The organism is Alphaproteobacteria bacterium (assembly GCA_030739735.1).
GTDB lineage: Bacteria > Pseudomonadota > Alphaproteobacteria > UBA7887 > UBA7887 > UBA7887.
Map to the genome: position 1 here is coordinate 18933 of JASLYQ010000023.1, position 25781 is coordinate 44713.

Annotated in this window: 21 protein-coding genes and 1 tRNA gene; 9 read left to right on the forward strand and 13 right to left on the reverse strand. The window is 61.0% G+C overall.

The genetic code is table 11. The features are described 5' to 3' along the window. Positions 1–68 precede the first annotated feature (68 nt). The 3 genes from QF629_11065 to QF629_11075 are packed head-to-tail and all read left to right on the forward strand — an operon-like array spanning position 69 to position 4573. Positions 69–1205 carry an acyl-CoA dehydrogenase family protein gene (locus tag QF629_11065; protein ID MDP6014066.1) on the forward strand — a complete coding sequence of 379 codons (1137 nt, stop codon included), beginning with the start codon at positions 69–71 and terminating at the stop codon, positions 1203–1205. Between the two features lie 22 nt (positions 1206–1227). After that, positions 1228–2436, forward strand: coding sequence for an acetyl-CoA C-acetyltransferase (locus tag QF629_11070; GenBank protein ID MDP6014067.1), 1209 nt, complete (start codon positions 1228–1230; stop codon positions 2434–2436). A gap of 1 nt (position 2437) precedes the next feature. Continuing rightward, the gene (locus QF629_11075) at positions 2438–4573 is read left to right on the forward strand and encodes a 3-hydroxyacyl-CoA dehydrogenase NAD-binding domain-containing protein (GenBank protein ID MDP6014068.1); all 2136 of its coding nucleotides are present in this window, start codon (positions 2438–2440) and stop codon (positions 4571–4573) included. A gap of 478 nt (positions 4574–5051) precedes the next feature. Here the strand turns inward: QF629_11075 and QF629_11080 are convergent, their stop codons facing one another. From QF629_11080 to hemB, 3 genes are all read right to left on the reverse strand, one after another. After that, positions 5052–6692, reverse strand: a complete 1641-nt coding sequence (locus QF629_11080) for a long-chain-fatty-acid--CoA ligase (protein MDP6014069.1) — start codon at positions 6690–6692, stop codon at positions 5052–5054. A 33-nt stretch (positions 6693–6725) separates the two neighbouring features. Next, positions 6726–7586: a TauD/TfdA family dioxygenase gene (locus tag QF629_11085; protein MDP6014070.1), complete on the reverse strand. Its 861-nt coding sequence runs from the start codon at positions 7584–7586 to the stop codon at positions 6726–6728. A 352-nt stretch (positions 7587–7938) separates the two neighbouring features. Further along, the gene (gene hemB / locus QF629_11090) at positions 7939–8955 is read right to left on the reverse strand and encodes a porphobilinogen synthase (GenBank protein MDP6014071.1); all 1017 of its coding nucleotides are present in this window, start codon (positions 8953–8955) and stop codon (positions 7939–7941) included. A gap of 111 nt (positions 8956–9066) precedes the next feature. Between hemB and QF629_11095 the strand changes: the two genes are divergently transcribed. The 4 genes from QF629_11095 (at position 9067) to QF629_11110 (ending at position 13191) form a co-directional block, all read left to right on the forward strand. Beyond that, positions 9067–10218 carry an acyl-CoA dehydrogenase family protein gene (locus tag QF629_11095; protein MDP6014072.1) on the forward strand — a complete coding sequence of 384 codons (1152 nt, stop codon included), beginning with the start codon at positions 9067–9069 and terminating at the stop codon, positions 10216–10218. Beyond that, entirely contained in the window at positions 10215–11258 is a 1044-nt protein-coding gene (locus QF629_11100; protein MDP6014073.1) for an enoyl-CoA hydratase/isomerase family protein, read from the forward strand. Before QF629_11095 ends, QF629_11100 begins: the two co-directional genes overlap by 4 nt. Positions 11259–11269: 11 nt before the next feature. After that, complete coding sequence (gene mmsB / locus QF629_11105; protein ID MDP6014074.1) at positions 11270–12154, forward strand: 3-hydroxyisobutyrate dehydrogenase; 885 nt, start codon at positions 11270–11272, stop codon at positions 12152–12154. 281 nt (positions 12155–12435) lie between these two features. Beyond that, positions 12436–13191, forward strand: a complete 756-nt coding sequence (locus QF629_11110) for an SDR family oxidoreductase (protein MDP6014075.1) — start codon at positions 12436–12438, stop codon at positions 13189–13191. 4 nt (positions 13192–13195) lie between these two features. On the opposite strand, the gene QF629_11115 is transcribed toward QF629_11110, so the two are convergent. From QF629_11115 to QF629_11135, 5 genes are read right to left on the reverse strand one after another with little or no spacing between them, the layout of a single operon-like run. Continuing rightward, the gene (locus QF629_11115; protein MDP6014076.1) at positions 13196–14413 is read right to left on the reverse strand and encodes an acyl-CoA dehydrogenase; all 1218 of its coding nucleotides are present in this window, start codon (positions 14411–14413) and stop codon (positions 13196–13198) included. A gap of 9 nt (positions 14414–14422) precedes the next feature. Further along, entirely contained in the window at positions 14423–15028 is a 606-nt protein-coding gene (locus QF629_11120) for a hypothetical protein (GenBank protein ID MDP6014077.1), read from the reverse strand. Between the two features lie 31 nt (positions 15029–15059). After that, positions 15060–16385 (reverse strand): dihydroorotase, encoded by a 1326-nt coding sequence (locus QF629_11125; GenBank protein MDP6014078.1) that lies wholly within the window; start codon positions 16383–16385, stop codon positions 15060–15062. 31 nt (positions 16386–16416) lie between these two features. Next, the gene (locus tag QF629_11130) at positions 16417–16659 is read right to left on the reverse strand and encodes an Lrp/AsnC ligand binding domain-containing protein (protein ID MDP6014079.1); all 243 of its coding nucleotides are present in this window, start codon (positions 16657–16659) and stop codon (positions 16417–16419) included. Positions 16660–16672: 13 nt separating this feature from the next. Then, entirely contained in the window at positions 16673–18064 is a 1392-nt protein-coding gene (locus QF629_11135; protein MDP6014080.1) for a DEAD/DEAH box helicase, read from the reverse strand. Between the two features lie 707 nt (positions 18065–18771). On the opposite strand from QF629_11135, the gene QF629_11140 reads away from it, so the two are divergent. Beyond that, positions 18772–18993: a hypothetical protein gene (locus QF629_11140; protein MDP6014081.1), complete on the forward strand. Its 222-nt coding sequence runs from the start codon at positions 18772–18774 to the stop codon at positions 18991–18993. A gap of 206 nt (positions 18994–19199) precedes the next feature. Here the strand turns inward: QF629_11140 and QF629_11145 are convergent, their stop codons facing one another. The 5 genes from QF629_11145 to QF629_11165 form a co-directional block, all read right to left on the reverse strand. After that, complete coding sequence (locus QF629_11145; GenBank protein ID MDP6014082.1) at positions 19200–19721, reverse strand: hypothetical protein; 522 nt, start codon at positions 19719–19721, stop codon at positions 19200–19202. Then, a complete protein-coding gene (gene parE, locus QF629_11150) occupies positions 19718–21694 on the reverse strand; it encodes a DNA topoisomerase IV subunit B (GenBank protein MDP6014083.1) in 1977 nt (658 codons plus the stop codon). The genes QF629_11145 and parE overlap by 4 nt, the downstream gene beginning before the upstream one ends. Positions 21695–21804: 110 nt before the next feature. After that, a complete protein-coding gene (locus QF629_11155) occupies positions 21805–22614 on the reverse strand; it encodes a FecR family protein (protein ID MDP6014084.1) in 810 nt (269 codons plus the stop codon). An 850-nt stretch (positions 22615–23464) separates the two neighbouring features. Then, complete coding sequence (glnA, locus tag QF629_11160) at positions 23465–24874, reverse strand: type I glutamate--ammonia ligase (protein ID MDP6014085.1); 1410 nt, start codon at positions 24872–24874, stop codon at positions 23465–23467. Between the two features lie 100 nt (positions 24875–24974). After that, positions 24975–25313 carry a P-II family nitrogen regulator gene (locus QF629_11165; GenBank protein MDP6014086.1) on the reverse strand — a complete coding sequence of 113 codons (339 nt, stop codon included), beginning with the start codon at positions 25311–25313 and terminating at the stop codon, positions 24975–24977. Positions 25314–25566: 253 nt separating this feature from the next. Here QF629_11165 and QF629_11170 point away from each other — a divergent pair. Then, a tRNA-His gene (locus QF629_11170) sits at positions 25567–25643 on the forward strand. The last annotated feature ends 138 nt before the right edge of the window (positions 25644–25781 follow it).

Consider the following 25781-nt stretch of genomic DNA (forward strand, 5'->3'; position numbering starts at 1 on the left):
GGAATCCTTGACGCGCAGCGCGCGTGAGTCAAGGTTAGGGCCCTGATGACCTAGCGTGGAGTGAGGCGATGGCTGATGGTGGCGTATACACGGCCGAACACGAGGCCTTTCGCGACCAGGTGAAGCGCTTTATCGCGCGCGAGATCACCCCGTATCACGACAACTGGGAGAAGGCTGGCGAGATCGACCGCGACTTGTGGCACAAGATGGGCGCGGCGGGGTTGCTCTGCTGCGCCGTGCCAGAGGAATATGGTGGCCCCGGCGCTGATTTCTCCTATTCTGCCGTGGTGCTGGAGGAGCTGGCGAAGGCCAATGCCTCGGGGCCCGGCGTCGGTGTGCACTCGGATATCGTCACGCCATACATTCTCCACTATGGCTCCGACGAACAAAAACAGGAGTGGTTGCCCAAGCTTGTGAGCGGTGAGGCCGTCGGTGCCATCGCCATGACCGAGCCCGGGACGGGCTCCGACCTGCAGGGCGTGCGCACCAGCGCTATCGAAGATGGCAACCACCTCGTGGTTAACGGCGCCAAGACCTTCATCACCAACGGCCAGCAGGCGGACGTGATCATCGTCGTCGCCAAGACCGATCCGAGCCAAGGCGCCCACGGCACTAGTCTAGTGCTGGTCGAGCGCGAGCGCGAAGGCTTCAGCCGCGGTCGCAATCTCGAGAAGATCGGCTTGAAGGCGCAGGACACCTCCGAGCTCTTCTTCGACAATGTGCGGGTGCCCAAGACCAACCTACTCGGCGAGGAGGGCAGGGGCTTCGAATATCTTATGTCCGACTTGCCGCAGGAGCGTTTGATCATCGCGCTCGGCGCCGTCGCTCACGCTGAGGCCGGGCTCGACTGGACCATCGAATACGTCAAGGGCCGCAAGGCCTTCGGCAAGGCCATCGGCGATTTTCAGAACACGCGCTTCCGCCTCGCCGATGTCAAGACTGAGGTGACCATCGGCCGCGCCTTCGTCGAACAGTGCCTGGAAAAGCACATGAACGGCGGGCTCGACCCCACCACCGCGGCCATGGCCAAGCTGTGGACCACGGAGATGGAGAACCGCGTGCTCGATATCTGCCTGCAATTGCACGGCGGCTATGGCTATATGTGGGAGTATCCCATCGCCCGTGCCTGGGCCGACGCCCGTATTGCCCGCATCTACGGCGGCACCAACGAGATCATGCGCGAGCTTATCGGCCGCTCGCTGTAAAGCCCCAAGGGGAGATCACGACATGACCGACGCCTATATCTACGACGCCGTTCGCACTCCGCGCGGCAAGGGCAAGAAGGACGGCAGCCTGCACGAGGTGACGCCGATCCGACTCGCCGCCCAGGCGCTAACCTGGATCCGCGACCGCAACGATCTCGACACGGCCGAGGTCGACGACATCGTGCTCGGCGTGGTCGAGCCGGTGGGGGAGCAGGGGGCCGATATCGCTCGCGTCGCTGCGCTGCATGCGGATTACGACGAAAGCGTCTCGGGCGTGCAGATAAACCGCTTTTGCGCCTCGGGCCTCGAAGCCGTCAACATGGCGGCTGGCCAGGTGATGAGCGGCCAATCCGATCTCTCCATTGGCGGCGGCGTCGAATCCATGTCGCGCGTGCCTATGTTCTCGGGTGGCGGTGCCTGGATGGCCGATCCGGAAGTGGCCTTCAAGACCTATTTTGTGCCGCAAGGCGTCTCGGCCGACCTCGTGGCCACCAAGTACGGCTTCAGCCGCGACGACGTCGACGCCTATGCGGTCGAATCCCAAAGACGCGCCAAGGCTGCGTGGGATGCAGGCTATTTCGAGGGCAGTGTGGTGCCGGTGACCGATCAGAATGGTCTCACTGTGCTCGATTACGACGAATACATGCGGCCCCAGACCACGATGCAGAGCCTGGCTTCGCTCGATCCCTCGTTCAAGGATCAAGGCGAGAATTACGGCTTCGATGGCGTTGCCATCCAGCGCTATCCGGAAGTTGAGCGTATTACCCATGTGCATCACGCCGGCAACTCGTCCGGCATCGTCGATGGCGCCGCGGCGGTGCTCGTCGGCAACAAGGAGATCGGTGACAAGCTCGGCCTTAAAGCGCGCGCGCGTATCCGCGCCTTCTCTTCGATTGGCTCGGAGCCGACTATCATGCTCACCGGGCCCAGCGCGGCGGCCGAGAAGGCGCTTAAGCGAGCTGGTATGACCCCGGAGGACATCGACCTCTACGAGCTCAACGAGGCCTTCGCCGCCGTGGTTCTGCGCTTCATGCAGACGCTCGATGTTCCACAGGATAAGATGAACGTCAACGGTGGTGCTATCGCCATGGGCCATCCGCTCGGCGCCACCGGCGCCATGATCCTCGGCACCTTGCTCGACGAGCTCGAGCGGCGCGACCAGGAAGCCGGGCTGGCCACGCTTTGCGTCGGCGCTGGCATGGGTACCGCAACCATCATCCAGCGCATCTGACATGATCGACTACGAGAGCGCCGACGGCGTTGCGGTCATTTCCTGGAACATGGGCGCACGCACCATGAACGTGATCAACGACAAATCCTTGGCGGCCTTTGCTGAGGCTGTGGATCGCGCGTTGGGCGACGAGGCGGTAACGGGTATCATCATCACATCGGCCAAGCTCGACTTTCTCGCCGGTGCCGATCTCGGCTCGATGTTACAGGCCGACGATGCGGCCGAGATGTTTGAGCGCGTGCGGGCCATCCAGCTACTGCTGCGCAAGCTCGAGACCGGCGGTAAGCCGGTCGTCGCGGCTCTGCCTGGCACCGCTGTCGGGGGCGGGCTTGAGATTGCGCTTGCCTGCCATCGTCGCATTGCTGCCGCAAATCCCAAGGCCAAGTTCGGCCAGCCGGAAGTGACTGTCGGGCTGTTGCCGGGAGCCGGGGGCACTCAGCGCCTGCCGCGCCTGATCGGTGCCCGCGCGGCCATGCCGCTTCTGGTGCAGGGCCGCAATCTCGATGCCGAAACGGCGCTCAAGGCCGGCATTCTCGATGACGTGGTGCCGGCGGACGAACTGATGAGCGCCGCCCGTGCCTGGTTAGACAGTGAGCCCGAGGCCATCAATCCGTGGGACCGCAAGGGCTATCGTATTCCCGGCGGCGCCGTCTGGGGTCCCGGCGCCATGGAGACTTTCGTCGCTGGTAGCGCCATGGCGCATGACAAGTCACGTGGCAACTTTCCTGCTGTGCAGGCCATCATGTCTAGCGTCTACGAAGGCCTGTTGGTCGATATCGATACGGGCCTGAAGGCCGAGGCGCGCTGGTTCACCAAGCTCGTCTGCGGGCCGGTCGCAAAGAATATGATCCGCTCACTGTTCTTTGCCATGGGCAATGCTAATAAGCTCCGCAACCGGCCTCAAGATGTTGAGAGACAGAGCTACAGCAGGGTCGGCATACTCGGAGCTGGCATGATGGGCGCTGGAATTGCCCACACCTCGGCCGTGGCCGGGTTGGAAGTGGTGCTGCTGGACACCGATTTGGACCTTGTCGCGCGCGGCAAGAGCTATAGCCAGGGTCTGCTCGACAAGCGTGTTGAGGGCGGGCGCATGAGCGCCGACGCGCGCGATGCAGTATTGGCGCGTATCCATCCGGCCACCGATTTTGCCGACCTTGCCGGCTGTGACCTGGTCGTGGAAGCGGTATTTGAAAACCGTGCCATCAAGGCCGACGTCACGGCCAAAACCGAGGCGGTGATTGCCGAGGATGCCATCTTTGCCTCCAATACCTCGACGCTACCGATCACGGGTCTTGCTGAGGCTAGCACCCGCCCGGCCAACTTTATTGGCCTGCATTTCTTCTCGCCAGTGGACAGGATGCCGCTAGTCGAGATCATACGCGGTGAGGCGACCAGTGATGCGACCCTGGCGCGCGCCATGGACTATGTGCAGCGCATCCGCAAGACCCCCATCGTGGTCAACGACAGCCGCGGCTTCTACACAAGCCGCGTCTTCGGCACATATGCTCGTGAAGGCATGGCAATGTTAGCCGAAGGTATATCCCCAACCCTGATCGAGAACGCAGGGCGCATGGTCGGCATGCCGGTCGGTCCACTTGCCGTCAGTGACGAGGTTTCTATCGAGCTTATGTATAAGGTTGCAGTACAAACAAAAGCCGATTTGGGAGACGCCTATAAACCGTCCGTTGGCGAAGAGGTTATGGAGGTTATGGTCTCCCGGTACGTGCGCATGGGACGGAAGGCGGGCGGCGGCTTTTACGAGTACCAGAAAGACGACGGTAAGCGCCTCTGGTTCGGTCTGGCCGAGGCGTTCCCGCTCGCTGCCGAACAGCCCGATGTGGAGGAGGTGAAGGAGCGTCTGCTTTATGTCCAGGCCATCGAGACTGCGCGCTGTCTCGAGGAGGGTGTGCTGACCGACGCTGCAGACGGTGATATTGGGTCTATCCTAGGCTGGGGCTTTCCGGCCCATACCGGTGGTACGCTATCGCTGATCGACATGATGGGTGTGGCCGATTTTGCCACCGCCTGTGACCGTCTCGCCCAAGCCCATGGCCCTCGCTTCACCCCACCCAAGCTACTGCGCGATATGGCCGCGATAGGCGCCCGCTTCCACGACGACAGCAAGCTCGCGGCTTAACCCTCCAACACCGAGTTTGTCGCCGGCAGTGCCGTGCCGAGCTCGCTTATTCGCGATCATCCGGCCCGGCCAAGCCCGGGCATCCTGCCGCTACGGCAGTGCCGCGCGGGCCATCGGCAGGTGTTGTGTGATAATGCGCCGGTGCGGCCTCACCCCTTTATCCTCGGCCTCGGGAAGAGGCGCGCGCCAGGCGCTCGAGCGAAAAGGACCCAAGGTGATACGCGCGATTGCGGTTCGGGATCAATTTCACCGACAGCCGCTCCCCAGGACGAGTGTATGGCATTAATCCAGGTTAAGGACCGAAATCCTTACCCCTGCAGTGTCGAGGTGACTCGCGACAAGGAGGGAAGAACATGGATTCCACCGAGGCTCTCTATCTCATCTTGATACTCGTCGCCTTCAGCGCTTTTGCCGTGACGCTCGCCTGGGCCAACCATAAGGCACCCGGCGACCATCTGAACAAGTAAAGCCTACAGCCTCAGGCACTCTCGCGCACGCTGGCCAGCACGTGGTTAGCGTAAAGCTCGCGCAGGCGCGTTTTCAGCACCTTGCCGGTCGGCGTGTGGGGCAGTTCGTCGGCAAAGACGACCTCGTCCGGCAGCCACCACTTGGCAACCCTGTCGGCGAGGTAGCCCATCAGGTCCTCCGCACTGACCGGCGAGCCGCCCGCGCGTACCACTACCAGCAGCGGGCGCTCGTCCCACTTGGGATGCGGCAGGCCGATGACGGCGGCTTCGGCCACGCCCTCGTGGCCCATGGCCTCGTTTTCTAGCTCGATCGAGGAGATCCACTCGCCGCCCGACTTGATGACATCCTTGGCGCGGTCGGTGATTTGCATGCGCCCGACCACATCGAGGGTGGCGATATCGCCGGTCGGGAACCAGCCGTCGTCATCCATCATCTCGCCGCCTTCGCCTTTGAGATAGCCCTTGGCGATCCACGGGCCACGCACCATGAGTTGTCCCGAGGTCTCACCGTCGCGCCCAAGCTCCAAGCCGTCCTCGTCGACCACGCGCATCTCGACGCCGTAGATAGCACGGCCCTGCTTGAGCTTGATAGCGCGGCGCTCGGCTGCTGGCAGATCGTCCTCGCCGGCGCGCAGGCTGCCGACTGAGCCGAGCGGGCTGGTCTCGGTCATGCCCCAGGCGTGCAGCACCTCGACACCATAATCCTCCTCCAGGGTGCGCAGCATGCTTTCCGGGATCGCGGTGCCGCCGATCACCGTGCGCCGAACTGTATCGATACGTGTATTTGTTGCCTTCATGTAGTTGATTAGCCCGAGCCAGACGGTGGGCACGCCAAGAGCGATAGTGACGCCTTCGGCCTCGATCAGCGCATGCAGCTTATCACCATCCATGAAGGGACCCGGATAGACGACCTTGGCTCCTGCTGCGGCGCAGGCATAGGGTGTGCCCCAGCAATTGGCATGGAACATGGGTACGATGGCGAGCATGCAATCGCGATTCCGGATCGCCAGCGTCTCGGCGCCGAGCGCACACAGCGTATGCAGCACAGTCGAGCGGTGACTGTAGAGTACGCCTTTCGGATTGCCCGTGGTGCCGGAGGTGTAGCAGAGCGAGGATGCCGTGTTCTCGTCGAAGTCGGGCCAGGCGAAGCCCGGCTCCTCGACCGCCAACAGGGTCTCGTAACAGAGCGCGCCTGGCAGGCTCGTCTCGGGCATCTCATCTTCGTTGCACATCAATATGAAAGTCTTGATGGAGGTGAACTCAGTCGCGATGCCCTCGACCAGCGGCACGAAGGTCAAATCGAGGAACAGCACGCTGTCTTCGGCATGGTTGGCGATATAGACGATCTGCTCGCCGAAAAGTCGCGGGTTGATGGTGTGGCAAACGGCACCGATGCCGGGTACGCCGAAATAGATCTCAAAGTGGCGATGGGTGTTCCAGGCGATGGTTGCGACGCGGTCACCCGTCTTCACACCCAGGCGCTGCAAGGCGTTGGCTAGGCGCTGGGTGCGGGCGTAGATCTCGTCGTAATTGGTACGGTGGATGGTGCCGTCGGTCAGGCGGCTGACAACCTCACGGTCTGCGTGATTGATCGCCGCGTGGCGGAGCAGCGACGAGATCATCAACGGCGTATCCATCATCAGGCCGCGCATGGCATTCTCCTCAGGTAGCGGGGTCGTCTTCGTCTATTGAAAGACGGGTGGCTTGCCGCAGACGCTGATACGCCAAACCAGACGCTCGCTGCCGGGGCCGTCGGGCCGGCCGATGGGCGTTGCCGAGTGCAGCGTCATCTGCGTGTCCCACATGGCGATATCGCCAACCTCGTAGGCATGCTGATAGATGTACTTGTCCTGCAACACATGCGCTTTCAACTCGCTGATCAGCGCTAGCGCTTCATCGTCCGCCATGCCCTCGATGGCGTAGGCCGTGCCGGCTACCGCGTAGAGCGCTTTCTCGCCGGTCACCGCATGCTTGCGCACCAGGTGGTGCGGCACCGGCGGTACTTTCTCTGCCTGGCGCTCGTTTAACCGAGCGATGCCGATCTCGCTATCCTGGCCTGAGGTGGCGCCGTAGAAATGCATGGCGACAAGATCGTCGATACGCGCACGCGTCTCCGCGTCGAGGTCATCATAGGCTGCCTTCATGTCGGCCACGCGAGTTTGACCGCCGACATCGGGCACCTTGCGCGCATAAAGCATGGTCGCGGTGGCGATATTGGCGTCGTAGGATTGGTCGGTGTGCCAGAAGGCGGCGGCATTGCGGTTGATGTCGTCTGCGGCCCAGTCCGCGGTATTGCCGAGCGCCATCATCTCGGGATAGTCCGGCATGCGCGCGGTATTGACCACATGTGTGATCGGAGTTCCCCACTGGCGACCGAACGCGAGATAGGCCTCCTTGGCGCAGTCCTGGCCCTTGAGCACGATGACGCGGTTCTCGTAGAGCGCCTCGGCTAGCTGGCGAAAGGTCGCATCATCGATTCCCGCCGCCACATCCACTCCATACACCGCTACGCCGAACGGCCCGTCAAACGCCTCGAAGCGAATCATTGTCCTCACTCCATTTTTATATGGCGTCTCGCGTCGCCGTTAAGCATTCTCCGCAGCTAGCTCGCCGCCGTCAATCGTTGCCGACACATAGGCGCTATTTTCGGCTGTGTCGGGAGCATCATGATGCGATGGGCGAGAGCGTGCGGCTCAGCGGCGAATAGCGGTCGGTGGTGCGATGCCTGAAGTGTGTGCGCCTTCGACGATGGCTTCTTCATCTTGCGCCACGGCTTCGCCGACGCTGGTCGTTCATGTCGAGGATGACCTGTTCATGCTGAGCGCCGACGGCATGTGAAATTCCACGGCGGCGGCAGGCCCGTGACCTGGGACGATCGCTATGTGGGACTATTTCTGGCTAACCTGCCTTGAGCTGCTTCGCTGCGCGTAGGGCAAAATAGGTGAGAATTCCGTCAGCGCCAGCGCGCTTGAAAGCAACGAGGCTTTCCATCATCACGCGCTCGCCGTCGACCCACCCCTGGATGCCGGCGCCTTCGAGCATCGCGTATTCGCCTGACACCTGATAGGCGTAGGTGGGCAGGCTGAAGGCTTCTTTGACACGATGTACGATGTCGAGATAAGGCATGCCGGGCTTGACCATCACCATGTCCGCGCCCTCGGCGATATCGAGGGCGACCTCGCGCAGTGCCTCGTCGCTGTTGGCCGGGTCGAGCTGATAGGTGCGCTTATCGCCCTTGCCGAGACTGGTGGATGAGCCGACGGCATCCCTGAAGGGGCCGTAAAAGCCAGAAGCGTATTTTGCCGCATAAGCCATAATGCGGACGTTGTCGTGGCCTGCCGCGTCTAGCGCTGCCCGGATCGCGCCAACACGTCCGTCCATCATGTCCGACGGCGCGATGACGTTACAGCCGGCTGCTGCCTGCGCCAACGACTGCTTGACCAGCACTTCAATGCTCTTATCGTTGACCACATAGCCGTCGCGCACCAGACCGTCTTGTCCATGTGAGGTGAAAGGGTCGAGCGCCACGTCACAGACAATACCGATATCTGGTACCGCCTTGGCCACGGCGCGCACCGCTCGGCAGATCAGATTGTCCGGATTGTAGGCCTCCTCCGCCTCGTCGGTCTTTAGCGCGAGGTTGATCACCGGAAAGATGGCCAATGCCGAAATGCCGATCGCAGCGGCCTCGCCAGCCGCTTCGACTAGGCCGGCCACGGATAGCCGCTCGACACCTGGCATCGAGGGCACCGGTGCCGGGCTGTCCAGTTCATGCACGAAGACCGGCCAGATCAGATCGTCGATGCTGAGGCGGGTCTGCGAGACCAGCCGGCGACTCCAATCGTCGCGCCGGTTGCGGCGCAGGCGTGTATTGGGGTAGCGGCCAAGGTAGGCGGGTAGGCGGGGTCCGGGCATGGTAGGCTCCCTTGTAGAGACGAGAGTGTAATGCACGCGCGCGTCGCTGAAAATCCTCCTGTGTTGACAGGCGCACGCCCGCACCAGATAAGGGATTCGGGAGGACTCGACGTGGATTTCGATCTGAGTGAGGAACAGGCGGCGTTTCGCGAGGCCGCACGTAGCTTTGCCGTCGAGCGCATGGCGCCCGAGGCCGCGGCCTGGGACGAAAATAATATCTTTCCGGTCGCGGTATTGCGCGAGGCCGCGGCGCTCGGCTTCGCCGGCCTTTACTGCGATCCGGCGCATGGTGGGACGGGGCTCGGGCGCGTTGATACGGCTGTGGTGCTTGAAGAGCTCTCTTCTGCTTGTCCCTCAACCGCGGCCTATATCTCGATCCACAACATGGCCTCGTGGATGATCGATAGCTTCGGCGACGATGACCAGCGCGCCCGCTGGCTGCCCGGGCTCACCGCGATGGACCTGTTCGCGAGCTATTGCCTGAGCGAGCCTGGCGCGGGCTCCGATGCCGCCGCATTGCGCACCCGCGCGCACCGCGATGGGGGCGATTACGTGCTCGACGGCGCCAAGGCCTTCATCTCCGGCAGCGGCGCTTCCGATATCTATGTTTGCATGGTGCGCACGGGCGATGGAGGTCCTGGTGGTATAAGCTGTCTGGTGGTCGAGAAGGATACGCCCGGGCTTTCCTTCGGCGCCCAGGAGAAGAAGCTAGGCTGGCATTCCCAGCCCACCGCGGCGGTGATCTTCGAGGGCTGCCGCGTGCCCGTTGCGAACCGCATCGGTATCGAAGGCGACGGCTTCAAGATCGCCATGAAAGGTCTCGACGGCGGTCGCATCAATATCGGTGCATGCTCACTCGGCGGCGCTCGTGCGGCGCTTGAGGCGACGCGCGATCATATGCAGATGCGCGAGCAGTTCGGCCAGAAGCTGGCCGAGTTCCAGGCCCTACGATTCAAGCTTGCCGACATGGCGACCGAGTTGGAGGCGGCGCGCCTGATGATCTGGCGGGCGGCGGCCAAGCTCGATGCCGCGGCGCCGGACGCGACGTTGCATTGCGCCATGGCCAAGCGCTTCGCGACGGACGCTGGCTTCGACGTTTGCAATGCGGCGCTGCAGTTACACGGTGGTTATGGCTATTTGCGGGATTACCCGATCGAGCGCATCCTGCGCGACCTGCGGGTCCATCAGATATTGGAAGGAACCAATGAGATCATGCGCGTGATCATCGCTCGCGAGCTTCTGCGCGGAAATGCACTCTCATGAGTGAGCCAGAAGTTCTGTTCGCTGTAAAAGGTGACCGTGCTAGCATCACCCTCAATCGTCCCAAGGCGCTGAACGCTCTGAACCACGCCATGGTGTTGGAGATCACTGCCCGGCTGCACGACTGGGCGGGCGACGATGCCGTGCGCGAGGTAGTGATCAGTGGCGCCGGCGAGCACGCCTTCTGCGCTGGTGGCGACGTTGTCGGTATCGCCAAGCGCATCCTGGCCGGCGAGGTGGGCACGGGTTTGAGCGCCAACTTCTTCCGCGAGGAATATCGCCTCAACCGTATTATCCGCACCTATCCGAAGCCCTATCTGGCGATCCTCGACGGCATCACCATGGGCGGCGGTGTAGGGCTCTCGATCCATGGTCGCTACCGCATCGCCACCGATCGCACGGTGCTGGCGATGCCCGAGATGGCTATTGGCTTTTTTCCCGATGTCGGGGGCGGCTATGCTCTGGCACGGTTTCCGGGAAAATCTGGCCTTTACATGGCGCTGAGCGGCGCCCGAGCGCGAGCTGCTGACTGCCTTTATGTCGGAGCTGCGACGCATTATGTCTCGGATGGTAATTTGGCAAAACTGGTCGACGCCATCAACTCGGCACCGATCGAGACGTTGCTCGATACTTATGCCGAGGATCCAGGATCGCCACCGATGCGTGAACGGCAGGCGCAGATCGATCGCTGCTTTGCCGGTGGCAGCGTGGAGGCTATCCTGGCGGCGCTCGACGCTGAGGGTGGCGAATGGGCCGAGAAGACGGCAGCGACGCTACGCCATGTCGCGCCGCTCAGTCTCAAAGTGGCTCATCGCCAGCTGACAGAGGCTGCAGGTCTGGAATTCGATGCCAACATGGTGATGGAATACCGGCTCTGCCAGCGCTTCATGGCTGACCACGACTTTTGCGAAGGCGTGCGTGCAGTGTTGATCGACAAGGACAAGGCGCCGGCGTGGCGGCCGGCAAGCCTCGATGCTGTCGGTGATGAGACTGTAGATGCCTATTTCGCGCCGCTCGGTGAGCGCGATCTGACATTCGACTAAGGGAGGACCGCATGCAGATCGGTTTTATCGGTGTGGGAAACATGGGTGGACCTATGGTGCGCAACCTGCTCAATGCTGGCGATGCGGTGATGGTCTTCGACGTTGCGTCCAAAGCGGTCGCTGCAATCGTCGTCGATGGTGCCGTAGCTGTCGAGTCGCCGGCTGCTGCGGTTGAGGGCGCCGAGATGGTCATCACCATGCTACCGGCCGGCACCCAAGTGCGCGAGGTCTATTGCGGCGATGGTGGAGTGATAGCTGCGGCGGCGCCGGGTACCGTGCTAATCGATTGCTCGACGATCGATGTCGAGAGCGCGCGCGAGATCGCGGCGGCGGCTGATGCGGCCGGTCTCTCCATGCTGGATGCGCCGGTTTCCGGCGGCGTTGCCGGCGCTTCGGTGGCAGCACTCACCTTCATGGTCGGTGGCGCGGCGGAGGCTTTCACAAAGGCCGAGCCGGTATTGGCCAAGATGGGACGCACGATCGTCCATGCCGGTCCTAGCGGCAACGGCCAGGTGGCAAAGATTTGTAACAACATGATCCTCGGTATCTCCATGATAGCCCTCTGCGAGGCCTTCACGTTGGCTAAATCGCTTGGCCTAGAGGCACAAACCCTGTTCGATATCTCGTCGAATGCGTCCGGGAGTTGTTGGGCTATGCTCAACCACCTGCCGGTAGCTGGAATCGTCGAGACGGCCGCGTCGAATAGGAATTTTGTGCCGGGTTTTGCAACGGACATGATGCTGAAGGATCTGCGGCTTGCCCAACAGGCGGCTAACGCCAGCGGTACTGCCACGTCATTGGGCGCCGAGGCAGCAGCCCTTTACGGTATCTTCAGCGCTGCCGGCAATGGTGGCCTCGACTACTCCGCAATCATAAAAATGATTGCCGGAAAGTGAAGGGTAACGGTATGACAACCCAAGACAGATAAAATTCTGGACCGACTACATCAATCACAACCAAAACTAAGCGGGTCTCCCGCTCCTTGAGCTTTCTTCTGCCGCTCACTCTGCTGCGCTCTTGTGCTGTTGGCCGAAACGAATATCGCAGCCAACTCGCACCATAATTTTTCGATAATCTCGCTTTTGTTGACTATAGACGGTCTCAGCCGGGCGGTTTTGCGCTGGCTTGTGAATTGACCGAGGCTATAGTCTCAGCCCTATTGCTATGGGAGGACAGTATGCGCGGACTCGAAGATCGTGTGGTTATCGTCACGGGCGGCGGTGGTGGTATCGGTGGTGCGACGGTGCGGCGTTTTACCGATGAAGGTGCCAAGGTTGCGGTATTAGACCGAGAAGGCGGCGCAGCGGCGACAGTCTCGGGCACGGCTCCCGGCAGCAAGGCCTACGCCTGCGATATCACCGACTATGATGGTGTCGCCGCGTCCGTGACCGCGGTCGAGGCTGAGTTCGGCCCGGTCGATGTCCTCGTGAACAATGCCGGCTGGGATCTCTTCAAGCCGTTCGTGGCGACAGAGCCGGAGGATTGGCAGAAACTTATCGCGATCAATCTGGTTGGCGTGCTTAACATGATCCATGTGACCCTACCCGGCATGGTAGAGCGCGGCTATGGACGCATCGTTTCTGTGGCCTCAGACGCGGCCCGCGTCGGCTCCTCCGGAGAAGCCGTCTATGCCGCCTGCAAGGCGGGCATGCTGGGGTTGTCCAAAACACTCGCGCGCGAGCACGCCCGGCATGGGGTAACGGTCAATGTGGTCTGCCCGGGACCGACGGAGACCAACCTGCTTGCCGAAGTTGCCGCCGGTTCGCGCAACCCGGAGAAATTACAAGAGGCCTTGCGTCGCGCTATCCCCATGGGGCGGTTAGGCCAGCCCAACGACTTGCCAGGCGCCATATGCTTCTTTGCCAGCGACGACGCTGGTTTCGTCACTGGCCAGGTGCTCAGTGTTTCCGGCGGTCTGACGATGGCCGGCTGACGCTCTACTTGAAGGCCTGAATTTCGGTCTGCGCACGCCCCAGAATGAGGGCGTGGATATCGTGCGTGCCCTCGTAGGTGTTGACCGCCTCCAGGTTCATGGCGTGGCGGATGACGTGGTACTCGTCAGCGATGCCGTTGGCCCCGTGCATGTCGCGGGCGACGCGGGCGATATCGAGGGCCTTGCCGCAATTGTTGCGCTTGATGATTGAGATCATCTCCGGCGCCACCTTGCCTTGGTCCTTGAGGCGGCTAACTCGTAGCGCGGCCTGCAAACCGAGCGCGATCTCGGTTTGCATGTCGGCAAGCTTTTTTTGCACCAGCTGGGTTGCTGCAAGCGGCCGGCCGAACTGGGTGCGCTCCAGAGTGTAGGTGCGCGCCGCATGCCAGCAGAATTCTGCCGCGCCCATGCTGCCCCATGCGATCCCTAGGCGCGCATTGTTGAGGCAGCCGAATGGTCCGGCAAGGCCACGGATCTCGGGGAAGATGTTCTCCTCCGGCACGAACACGTCATCGAGCAAGATCATCCCGGTCGGCGAGGCCCGTAGCGAGAACTTGCCTTCGAGTTTCGGCGTCGAGAGGCCTTCAGCACCGCGCTCGACGACGAAGCCGCGGATCTTACCGCTCTCATCCTTGGCCCAGACCAGAAGCACATCGGCGATCGAGCTGTTGCTGATCCAGGTCTTCGAGCCAGTGAGACGGAAGCCGCCGTCAACGGCGCGTGCGCGGGTGGTCATGCCGCCCGGGTCGGAGCCATGGTCGGGCTCGGTCAGCCCGAAGCACCCGATCAGCTTGCCGGCAGCCATGCCCGGCAGCCAGCGCTGCTTTTGTTCCTCGGTGCCATACGCAGAGATCGGCCACATGACCAGGCTCGACTGCACCGAGAGGCAGCTACGATACGCAGAGTCGACGCGCTCGACCTCCCGCGCGATGAGGCCATAGGCGACCGTGCTGGCACCGGCGCAGCTATAGCCCTCGATGGTCGCGCCGAGCAAGCCTAGCTTACCCATCTCCTCCATGATGTGACGGTCGAAGCTCTCGCTGCGGTTGGCCTCAACAATCCCTGGCATCAGCCGATCTTGGGCGAAGTTGTGTGCGGTCTCGCGGATCAGGCGCTCATCCTCATCGAGCTGGTCGTCGAGGCGGAAGGGGTCGGCCCAATCGAAGCTGCTCGCGTGGTCGGAGAGGCGGGCGGCGAGCTCGGGCTGCGGCTGGCTGGACATGAAGCTTTCCTACTCGACGTGAAAGGAGTTGGCGATGGCGACGAGATGGCGTAGGCGCTTTTTATTCATCGTGGCGATGCGCGTGTAGTACCAGACGCCGTCAAGCTCTTGGAGCCGAAGCACTAAGTACCACCCGAGCGGCCCGATCGTAAAACGGCATGCCAACTCATCATAGACACCGACCGCGTTCTCGCCGCGGCGTTGAACGTCGCAGTACTTGAGCGGCGCCTGACCAAGGCGATGGAGATGGTCCATCGCCGCCTGCAGAATCTCGGTGAGGGGTTCGAAGGCGGGATCCGCAAGGGGGCTGTCCGGCGCATTGAGAACGCTCTCTACATCGGCCACTTCCGTATCGTTAAGAAACGCGGTCATGCGCCCGTCGAGCCAGTCGGCTGGATAGGCAATATTCTCCGAGAGCGGGCGCATCTCAATACTGCTGAGCTGTGAGAAGGCACCGGGCTCGGGCATGACCCGCAGCACAGCGATATGCTCGCCCGCCGCATCTGTCTCTCGCACGACCTCGTGCTGAAAGCCTTCGGGAATCTTGAAAGTCTGTCCTGCCGCAGGTGTGGCGGCGAACAAAATCAGAGCAAGCCAGAACATATGCCGCATCATAGCCTCCAAGTAGCGACCGCCGCCTGTGCCTTCAAGCGTCGAAACGCACCGCCGCACCCGACGGGTCTCCCAAAAGCTCGCCGTCGCGCATTACCTCACGGCCGCGGATGATCGTTGCCATTGGCCAGCCGGTCAGTGCGCGGCCTTCGAACGGGCTCCAGCCGCATTTGCTCGCCAACCAGTTGTTTTCGATGTGGCGCTGCGCCTTGAGGTCGACCAAGGTCAGGTCGGCGTCGTTGCCGGGAAGGATGGCGCCCTTGCCATGGGTGCGATAAAGGCGGGCCGGAGCGCTGCAAAGCAGATCCACCAAGCGGTTAAGGCTAAGGTGGCCGGCTGCAACATGGTCGAGCATGAGCGGCAGCATGGTTTGCACTCCCGGCATGCCTGACGGGCTTTTGGGATAGGGTTTTGCCTTCTCTTCGCGGCTATGGGGCGCGTGGTCAGAGCCGATCACATTTACGACGCCGTCTGCCAAACCCTGCCACAGAGCCTCGCGGTGGCGCGCCTCGCGGATCGGCGGGTTCATCTGGGCTAAGCTGCCGAGTTCGGCGTAGCAGGTAGGAGCCTCAAGGGTGAGGTGTTGCGGCGTGCACTCCACACTTACCCAATCGGGACGCCTGCGCAGCATCGCCATTTCCTCCGCTGTGGTGACATGAAGCACGTGCACGGGCCGGCGCGTCTCTTCCGCCAGGCGTAACAAGCGCTCGGTCGCCAGGCGCGCGGTCTCGACATCCCGCCACTGCGGATGCAGGGCCGGATCGTCACCGCTTTCAGCAAGGGTGCGGCGCTCTCTGAGCCGGGTCTCATCCTCGGCGTGGACGGCAACCCGACGGCTACCCGAGCGCAGGACGCACTCCAGTGTCTCGTCGTCGGCGACTAGCAGGCTGCCGGTGGAGGAGCCCATGAAGATCTTAACGCCGCAGCATCCGGGTAGCTTCTCTAGCTCAGGTAACTTTTCAATATTCTCCTTACAAGCACCGATGAAAAAAGCGTAATCTGTCCACGATCTACCGTCGGCGCGAGCCAGCTTGTCTGCCAAGGTCTCAGCCGTTGTGGTGGCCGGGAAGGTGTTGGGCATCTCGAAGATCGTGCAGACGCCGCCAAGCGCCGCTGCCGCGGTGCCACTGGCCAGGTTCTCTTTATGCTCAAGGCCGGGTTCGCGGAAATGGACCTGGCTGTCGATGATGCCGGGCAGCACATGCAGCCCGCGTGCGTCGATTGTGTGCTCAGCCTTGGCGTCGCCGAGATTGCTGATTTCTACTATGCGGCTGCCGACGATACCGATATCGGCATGGCCGTGACTGACGTTGGTGACTACCGTGCCGCCGCGGACGACGAGATCGAAGTGTTGTGCCATGGCCGCAGTCTACCCTGCGGCGAGCCCGACGTCAGGTAAAAGCCTTGAAGGTAATGGTGGTGAAGGTATCCGAAACGCCATTGACGCTATGAATACGCTCGTTGATGAAGTGCCCGATGTCACTGTTATCTGCTAGGTAGGCCTTGATCAGCAGGTCGTACTGGCCCGAGGTGGAATAGACCTCGGAAACCTCGTCGAGATTCTGCACGAGGCTATCGGCGACCGCATAGGCCTTGCCGAGTTCACACTTGATATTGATAAAAATAGTCTGCATGGCGGATCTTCGTTCAACTAGCTGTGCGCGCCGGTCTCAGCATGAACGCGGGTACGTGATCGCCCATGCCGGTGACCGGGGCGTCCTTCTTCGGCTTCACCGCTGCCTTGCTCTTACTCCGGTTGCTGCGACCGGGCCTACGTTCTTTAGCTGTTGCCGTCGGCGCTTCCACTGCGACTTCGGGCTTTTCCTTCGTCTTCTCTTCAGGTTCCACTGCGGTTTTCGATTTTGCCTTCGTCTTCTCTTCCACCTCACCGTCTACCTGTGGCTTGGCGGCGGGGGCGACCGGAGCCTCGAGCGTCCCTTGCGGGATTTCGTGGCCAATTAGATCAGTGATTGCCTTGAGAAACTTGGCGTCACGCGGCGTGCCGATTGTAAAGGCACGTCCGGTGCGGCCTGCCCGTCCCGTGCGACCGATGCGATGAACATAGTCTTCCGGGTGAATGGGCACGTCGTAATTGAAGACGTGACTGAGGCCGGCGATGTCAAGTCCGCGGCTCGCGACATCGGTCGCCACCAGCAGGGTGATGGCTCCCTCCTTGAACGCCGCCAAAGTCTCCATGCGCGATGTTTGCGCCATGTCGCCATGCAAACCTGCCGCAGACAGGCGGTGCCGCTTGAGCGAGCGCGAAAGCTCGTCCACCTCCTTCTTTAGATTACAGAAGATTAGTGCATTCTCGACCGGCTGCCTTTCTATCAGTAAGCACAATGCCTTGCGTTTGTCGCGTACCGTACTCATGACTAGAAACTGATCGACCATGTCCGGGGGCGAGGCGGGCGGTGCGACGGTAATCTCCTTCGGCGACACTAGAAATTTATCCGCCAGACGACGGATTTCCTTCGGCATAGTGGCCGAGAACATCAAGGTCTGACGGATCGGCTGCAGCAGGCTAACGATGCGCTCCACATCCGGGATGAAGCCCATATCAAGCATGCGGTCGGCTTCGTCGATCACCAATACCTTGATGCCGGTCAGCAGGACGTTACCGCGTTCGAACAGGTCGATTAATCTACCGGGCGTGGCGATCAGAACATCGACGCCACGCTCGAGCGCACGCTGCTGATCGCCCATCGATATGCCGCCGATCAGCAAGGCCATAGATAGCTTGTGATACTTGCCATAAACATTGAAATTCTCTGAGATCTGGATCGCCAACTCACGCGTTGGCGTGAGGATTAGCGAGCGCGGCATGCGAGTGCGTGCTCGGACAGTGCTGAGAATATCGATCATTGGCAATGTGAAAGATGCTGTCTTTCCGGTGCCGGTTTGTGCGCACCCCAGAACATCGCGACCCTGCAAAATAACCGGGATCGCTTTCTCTTGTATTGGGGTGGGGCGCTGGTAGCCGGCGTCTTCGACGGCTCGCAATGTTTCCTGGCCGAGGCCGAGGGATTTAAAATCCATGTACGCTGTTTGATGCTTTTCTGTCTAGCGGTTGGACCGCTTGGTCCGGGGCGTTTAGAACGCTATTTACATTCCAAGCTAGAATATCATGTTTTAGCGCAGGAAAATCAACATAAATTCCGATCAACAGAACATCATCCTATGTTCTGGCTTGCTTTGTCATGCTGCAGTTTGGGCGGTTCAGATTGCGCTACTTAGATCAGTTTTAGGCATCACTATCACAGACTTTTTGAAGGCGGACACTATGGTCGCCATGGTTGCCGGCGTTATTGCGCGCTAGCGAAATGCTGGCGCGCTTGAACTCTGATAAGTTCGCTGTCGTCATGTCCAGTGTATAGAATATCGACGCGGTATGTATTCTGGAGGGCTGTATTCTATAAAGCATCGTCCAGTCCTTCGACATCGATGGCCACCGTAATGAGACCGCGATCCGCATCGTTATCAGCATCTATCCTGGCGGTGACAACCATACCAATGGGCTGATCCGTAAGATTGACACTGCCCTGTATCAGGTCACGGCAGAAGGGTACGATCCCTATGGCCTTGCGACGTAGAGATGCACGCGACGGTAAGGAGACAGAGCCAGTTGAAATAGGGACTACAGACCAACAAAGATAAGAGTTAATTGTTATCCGACTAACAATAATACCTCAATACCAAAGGCAGGAAGATTATCGGAGGTGAGACCCAGGTGTGCCGGTAGCATCTTGAGCGAGTTGTTGGTTAAAGGCGGTAAGCTTGCCTTTGCGCGACACCTGCTCGAACTTCAGATCACCAAAAGCATGAAACTGAATCAAATTGATAGCGCCAGTGAATTTCTTGAAGGCCTGTACGCGCTTGGCGTTGCGTTGGTCATTGGCAATTTCGGCACCGGTTTTTCTGCCTCACCACCTCAAGTACTTCTCGGTGCAGCAGCTGAAGATCGATGAGTCTTTTTGTTGATAGCTTGTCAGAAGATCCCAGCGGCGACGCCATTGTCTAAGCCATCAGTGCGGTCGCCAATGCCACGTTCGGCAATCTCTTGAACCATATCGATGGTGCAAATAATTCCCTCAGAAAAATCGGGCTTGGGTCCTAGGTGGGGACCGGTAGGTGAGCGCGTAAGCCGTGCCCAGCAATCAAATCTCGTTTTTGCCTAGAACATGCGCCGGGCCATGTCGCGCAGCAGCAGAACGAAGGTCTTGTCGCCGGTGCCACTACCGCGGGCGACCTTGCTCTCGATACTGACAAGGGGCGTGCCGGCAAGACAGAACGCCATCAGAGTGCGAATACTCTCACCGACCGTGATGGAGGAAATGCGTCCCCGGCTACGGCAGATGCGTTGCGCAGATGCAGTCTTCGGTGGATCGAAGGCGACGACCATGAAGACGTCGTCGCGCAGGCCAGTCGTGCGTCGTGTCGCGAAGGTTACGTCGCGGCCCGGAAAGGCGCTTTGCAGTGAGGATGAGACTACGTTGGCCAGAGTCGCCGGGGCGATGCCGAAGGGATTGCCGACAATAAAGGTGGGCACGGCGCGGCTGTCCGTGCCGCCGGCGATGAGATAGCTCGTCGCATTCGGGCGGAAGACCTTGTGGTTGTAGATGCGTTTGTCACCGAGCGCACAGGCGCTAGCCAGCAGCGCCGTCAGGGTCAGAACGATGATTGTGCGTGCGCTCAAATGTCCAGATCCCGATCGTCCACCAAGGCGGCGTGCTCTTGAATGAATTGCATGCGCTTTTCTGGATTTCGGCCCATCAGTTCGTCGACCCGGCGCGCCGTTGGTCGTTCCTCCTCTTCGTCGATGTTGATGCGCAGCAGGGTGCGGGTGGCCGGTGCCATGGTGGTGGTCTTGAGCTGTGCCGGCGGCATTTCGCCCAAGCCCTTGAAGCGACTGACCTCGACCTTTGAGTTCGCCTTGAACTCGCTGGCCAGCAGCCGCTCGCGATCGGCGTCGTCGTGGGCATAGACCGTCTGCGCGCCATGGGTGAGGCGGTAGAGCGGGGGCTGGGCAAGGAACAGATGGCCGCCGCGCACCAGATCCGGCATGAGGCGGAAAAAGAATGTCATCAGCAGCGAGGCAATATGGGCTCCATCGACATCGGCGTCGGTCATGATAATGACGCGCTCGTAGCGCAGGCGGTCCTCGCGATAGGAATCGCCGGTGCTACAGCCGAGTGCCTGGATCAGGTCGTTGAGTTCCTTGTTACTGCGCAGTTTATCGGCCGAGGCGGAGGCGACATTGAGGATCTTGCCGCGTAAGGCCAGGATTGCCTGGGTCTCGCGATTGCGCGCCTGCTTGGCCGAGCCGCCGGCGGAATCGCCCTCAACGAGGAAGACCTCGGTGCCCACCGCACCGCTGCGCGTACAGTCGGAGAGCTTGCCTGGGAGGCGCAGCTTGCGGGTGGCGGATTGCCGCGCGACCTCCTTGTCCTGGCGTCGCTTGAGGCGCTCGTCGACCCTGGCCAGCACATGGGTGAGCAGGGCGTTGGCGGCCTCTGGGTCGCTCGCCAGCCAATGCTCGAAATGGTCCTTGAGCGTGGTCTCCAAAAGCTTTGCCACTTCCGGCGATGCCAGCTTTTCCTTTGTCTGTCCCTGGAACTGAGGGGCAGCTATGAACAGCGACAAGAGCCCGCAAGCCTCGGCCATCACGTCGTCGGCGGTGATCTGTGCTGCGCGGCGGTTGCGCGCCAGCTCACCATAAGCGCGCATGCCTTTGCCCAAGGCGCTCCGCAGGCTCTGCTCGTGGCTGCCGCCCAACGGCGTCGGTACGGTGTTGCAGTAACTTGAGAGGAAGGCGCTACCGCCGTCGCTTGGCCAGGCGATGGCCCATTCGATGCGCCCCTTTCCGCCGGCGAGCTTGGCCTCACCGACGAAGGGCAGGGCAGTTACTGTGGCGCCGCCGTTGAGCGTGCCGGCGAGATAGTCCGCGAGGCCGCCTGGGAAATGCAGTACGGTCTTTTCAGGAATGTCGTCGCCACTGCCGAGAAGCTGGGGGGCGCAGCGCCAGCTCATCTTGACGCCGCGGAAGAGGTAGGCCTTGGAGCGTGCCATGCGGTATAGATTGGCAGGGCGAAAGCGGGCCTGCTCGGTGAAAATGGTGGTGTCGGGCCGGAAGCTGATGCTGGTGCCGCGTCGGTTCTGAATCGCGCCGATCTTTTCCAGCTTGCCTTGCGGCTCGCCCCGACAATAGCTCTGGCGCCACAGGTTGCGGTCGCGCGCCACCTCGATTGTCAGGGTCTCGGCGAGAGCGTTGACCACCGATAGTCCGACGCCGTGCAGCCCGCCCGCTGTCTCATAGGACTTGCCGGAAAACTTGCCGCCCGAATGCAGTGTGGTGAGGATCACTTCCAATGCCGACTTCTTTTTGAACTTGGGGTGCACGTCGACCGGGATGCCGCGGCCGTTATCGCGCACCGTGACCGTTCCGTCGGCCGCAAGCTCAAGGTCGATGGTGCTTGCCTGACCCGCCACCGCCTCGTCCATGGCATTGTCGAGCAATTCCGCGACAAGGTGATGCATGGCACCCTCGTCGGTGCCGCCGATAAACATGCTGGGCCGACGGCGGACGGGCTCGAGCCCTTCGAGAACCTCGATGTCGCTGGCTGTATAGTCGCCCGTGGTTTTGCCCGCCGCGTCGAAAAGATCTGGCATTCTGGTCTCGCTGCCCCGTTTAGGCGTATCCGATGACACCAATCATATGGTACACGGCGAACGTTTCAAAACAACATGTAGTGCAATCGCCCCAAGGCGGTACATATTCGTTAGTAAGATTTAGAAAAGCTGCGAGCTGGCGGTGGCGGTGGTGCGTGAGCTTGTGCCGGTGGCGGTGGCGGTGGCGGTGGCGGTAGTACGATGGCACTCGGCCGCGGGGTTGGTATCACCGGCACGGCCGTATCGCGTGCCAAATGGCCGTCGCCGCCCTCGACCACTACGCCATCAGCTATCTCGCTTTCGTCAGGGATCTTGCCGAGGCCAGGATCCAGCGGCACGACCAGGCCTGCCTGGACAACCGCCTCGCTGCTTGTGGGGCCGACCACAGCCGTCTGACCGGGGCTTGCCAGCACCGGTTCGCCGCCAAATGGCGCAATGATCACCTGGCCTTCAAACACAGCAACGGCGGTGCGCCCGCTCTCCGTTACGGTTACCACGAAGTCGGTGCCGCGAATGCCTATCATGGCAACCGGGGTCTCGATCAGCACCTGCTCCGGCGGCAGGTCGCCGCTGATGAAACGCATGGTACCAACGGCGATGCCAAGCACGAACTCGCCCGTGCCTTGGTCGGGGTCGTAGATCAGACGATCGAGCACGATCATCGAGCTCTGGCCAACCCGAAGATCGCTTTCGTCAAGGAAGCGAATACGCGTCGAGGCCTCAGCCAGTGTCTGCACCAGCTCGTCGGAGACGACACTGCCACCAAGGTCGAGACGGGCGGTCTGGCCGCCAGGCGGCGTGCCGTAGGCGTCGCGGTTGAGCTCGATCACCGATCCGATGGTTTGGGCCAATGCCGGCGTTCCGAGCACGCTGGCAAGAAAGACCGCGCTCATTGCTGCGCTGTATATCCATACACGCATAGCTATCTCAATCCCTGATCACGAATCGTGGTGAAGTATAGTTGCATTCGCCGCGCCAGGCATATGATAATGCATCACCCCGCCGGTTGAGAAGGTGCGCCGCGTCGCTGTTCCGTCGGCCGGCGTTGTGCCTGGGTTGGTTCTTGGCCACAGAGGTGCCGGGTGCGTTGGACGCGATGGCGCGAGACATGCCGGGAATGTCGACGATCGGCACCCTTCGGCGACGTACATGTCCAACACCAAATCCAATTGGCATGGTACGCTCCTCTCTACGCTCCGACACCACCCTGTGCGGCGCCGTGTTGTTTTGACCAACCAGCAGATATGCCAAAAGGCGTGATGGAGGAGTGACGGCTGTCACAAAGCAGTCTTATTAGGGTACTGAGATGCCGATTTACCTGAGAGCCACAGCCGGGATAGCGGCATCCATATCGGCAGTAATCAGTATGCCGATGCAGCCGATGCAAAAGGTCCCCGCTGCAGTCATCTTGCCGGGATAAATGATGCAACGGCGCTGGTGCAAAACATCAAAGAAAGGGGCGAAAAGCGATCCTGCTCATCGCCAAGCCCGACCGGCTAGCCAGAGCAGCCTTCGTCGTCACCAACCTGTCCCGCCCCGCTGAGCGAGTGGTGGCTTTCTACAATCAACGAGGTGGCAAAGCGAAGCAGTACATCAAGGGAGGCAAGAACGCGATTAAATGGATACCGCATGTCCATACACGCATAGCTATCTCAACCCCTGATCACGGATCATGGTGAAGTAATAGTAGCATTCGCCGCGCCAGCATATGACAACGCACCGCACCGCCGGTTGAGGCGGCGGGCCGCGTCGCTGTGCCGTCAGCCGGCGTCAGACCGAGTAGTAGAGGTCGAACTCGATTGGGTGCGGCGACATTTCGAAGGCCTGCACCTCCTCGCGCTTGAGGTCGAGGTAGCCCTCGATCTGGCTGGTGCTGAAAACGTCGCCGGCCGTCAGAAACTCGTTATCCGCTTCGAGCACATCGAGCGCCTCGCGCAGGCTGCCGCATACCGTCGGCACCCCCTCCAACTCTTCCGGCGGCAAGTCGTAGAGGTCCTTGTCCATAGCATCACCCGGGTCGATCCGGTTGCGGATGCCGTCAATGCCTGCCATCAGCATCGCCGCGAACGCGAGATAGGGGTTCGCTGCCGGGTCCGGAAAGCGCACCTCGACACGTTTGCCCTTGGGGCTGGTGGCGAAGGGGATGCGGCAAGCGGCTGAGCGGTTAAGCGCCGAATAAGCTAGCAGCACCGGCGCCTCGAAGCCCGGCACCAGACGTTTGTAGCTATTAGTGGTTGGGTTGGTGAAGGCGTTGAGTGCCTTGGCATGCTTGACGATGCCGCCGATGTAGTGCAGCGCTGCCTCGGAGAGGTCAGCATAGCCGGAGCCGGCAAAGAGGGGCGAGCCGTCCTTCCAAATCGACTGGTGGCAGTGCATGCCCGAGCCATTGTCGTCGACCACAGGCTTAGGCATGAAGGTCGCGGTCTTACCGTAGGCATGAGCGACCTGATGAACGCAGTACTTGTAAATCTGCAGTTCATCGGCGCATTGCACTAAGGGCGCAAACTTGATGCCGAGTTCGTTCTGGCTGGGCGCCACCTCGTGATGGTGCTTCTCCATGTCAAGGCCCATCTCCATCATGGCGCTGACCATCTCGGAGCGTAGATCTTGCATGGAGTCGACCGGCGGTACCGGGAAGTAACCACCCTTGGCGGCGGGCCGGTGTCCCATATTGCCACCTTCCAAGTCGGATCCTGTGTTGTAAGGGCCTTCCTCCTCGTTGACGCTGTACATGGTGTGGTTCTGCGAGACCTTCCAGCGCACGTCATCAAAAACGAAGAACTCGGCTTCCGGCCCAAAATAGGCGGTATCGCCGATGCCTGAGGACTTGAGGAAGGCTTCCGCCTTGGCGGCCGTCGAGCGCGGGTCGCGTTCATAGGGTTGGCCCGTGGTTGGCGTCAGCACGTCGCAGACGACGATCATGGTCGGCTGGGCGGTGAAGGGGTCGAGTACAGCAGATCCCGGATCGGGCTTCAGCATCATGTCCGATTCGTTAATCGCGCGCCAACCGGCGATTGAGGAGCCGTCGAACATAATGCCGTCCTCGAACAGGTCCTCATCGACTGCGGAGGTGGGCTGTGAGGTGTGCTGCCACTTGCCGCGGGGGTCGGTGAAGCGCCAGTCGATGTAGGCGACCTCGTTTTCCTTGATCATCTCGAGAATTTTTTTGACGTCGGACATGAGCTATATCTGCCTTGCTGTGATGTCGTGGCTCGGGGGTCGTAGCGCGGGGCGAGCGAGCGATCGGTCGCGCGTGCTGCCGCCGCGTGCGTTTGCGTGCTTATATTGCTTCGGTGCCAGTCTCTCCGGTGCGAATGCGAATAGCTTCCTCAACGGTGCTGACGAAGATCTTGCCATCGCCAATGCGACCAGTATGGGCGGCTTTCTGAATGGCCTCGATAGCGCGCTCGATCAAACCGTCGTCGGCGACTATCTCGATCTTGATCTTGGGCAGGAAGTCGACCACGTACTCGGCGCCGCGGTAAAGTTCAGTATGTCCCTTCTGGCGCCCGAAACCCTTGGCTTCGGTGACGGTGATGCCCTGCAGACCCATCTCGTGCAGCGCTTCCTTCACCTCGTCAAGCTTGAAGGGCTTTATGATGGCTTCTATTTTTTTCATCTTGGCTGGATCCGTTTAGTTCGTGTGTGGTACCCTGCAGGGCCGACTGCGGAAGTGCAATCTATTGTGCCAGAAGCACGGACCGTGCCAAAGCATAAGATTCGGTAATTCCTTGCGGATCGTGCGGCGGCGCAGGGGAAAGCGGCTTTCAGGCTGCTTAGATTTTAATCATTTGGCCTAACGAATAGGCAGGGCAGGCTCCTCCCGCCACCCTTGACGCTCGGCCACGAACCGCCTACAAGCCGGCCCGACGGCGAGTGTAGCTCAGTTGGTTAGAGCGCCTGACTGTGACTCAGGAGGCCGGCGGTTCGAGACCGCTCACTCGCCCCATTATTTCAAGAGCTTATGGCTAACGTCGTCTATATGGAACGTTTCGGGTACCGCGTGGGTGCCATTCCATATATTTTCCATCACAGGCGCTTGGTATTAAACCAGCACAAATTGTTGAGCATTTCCAAACCACCACCT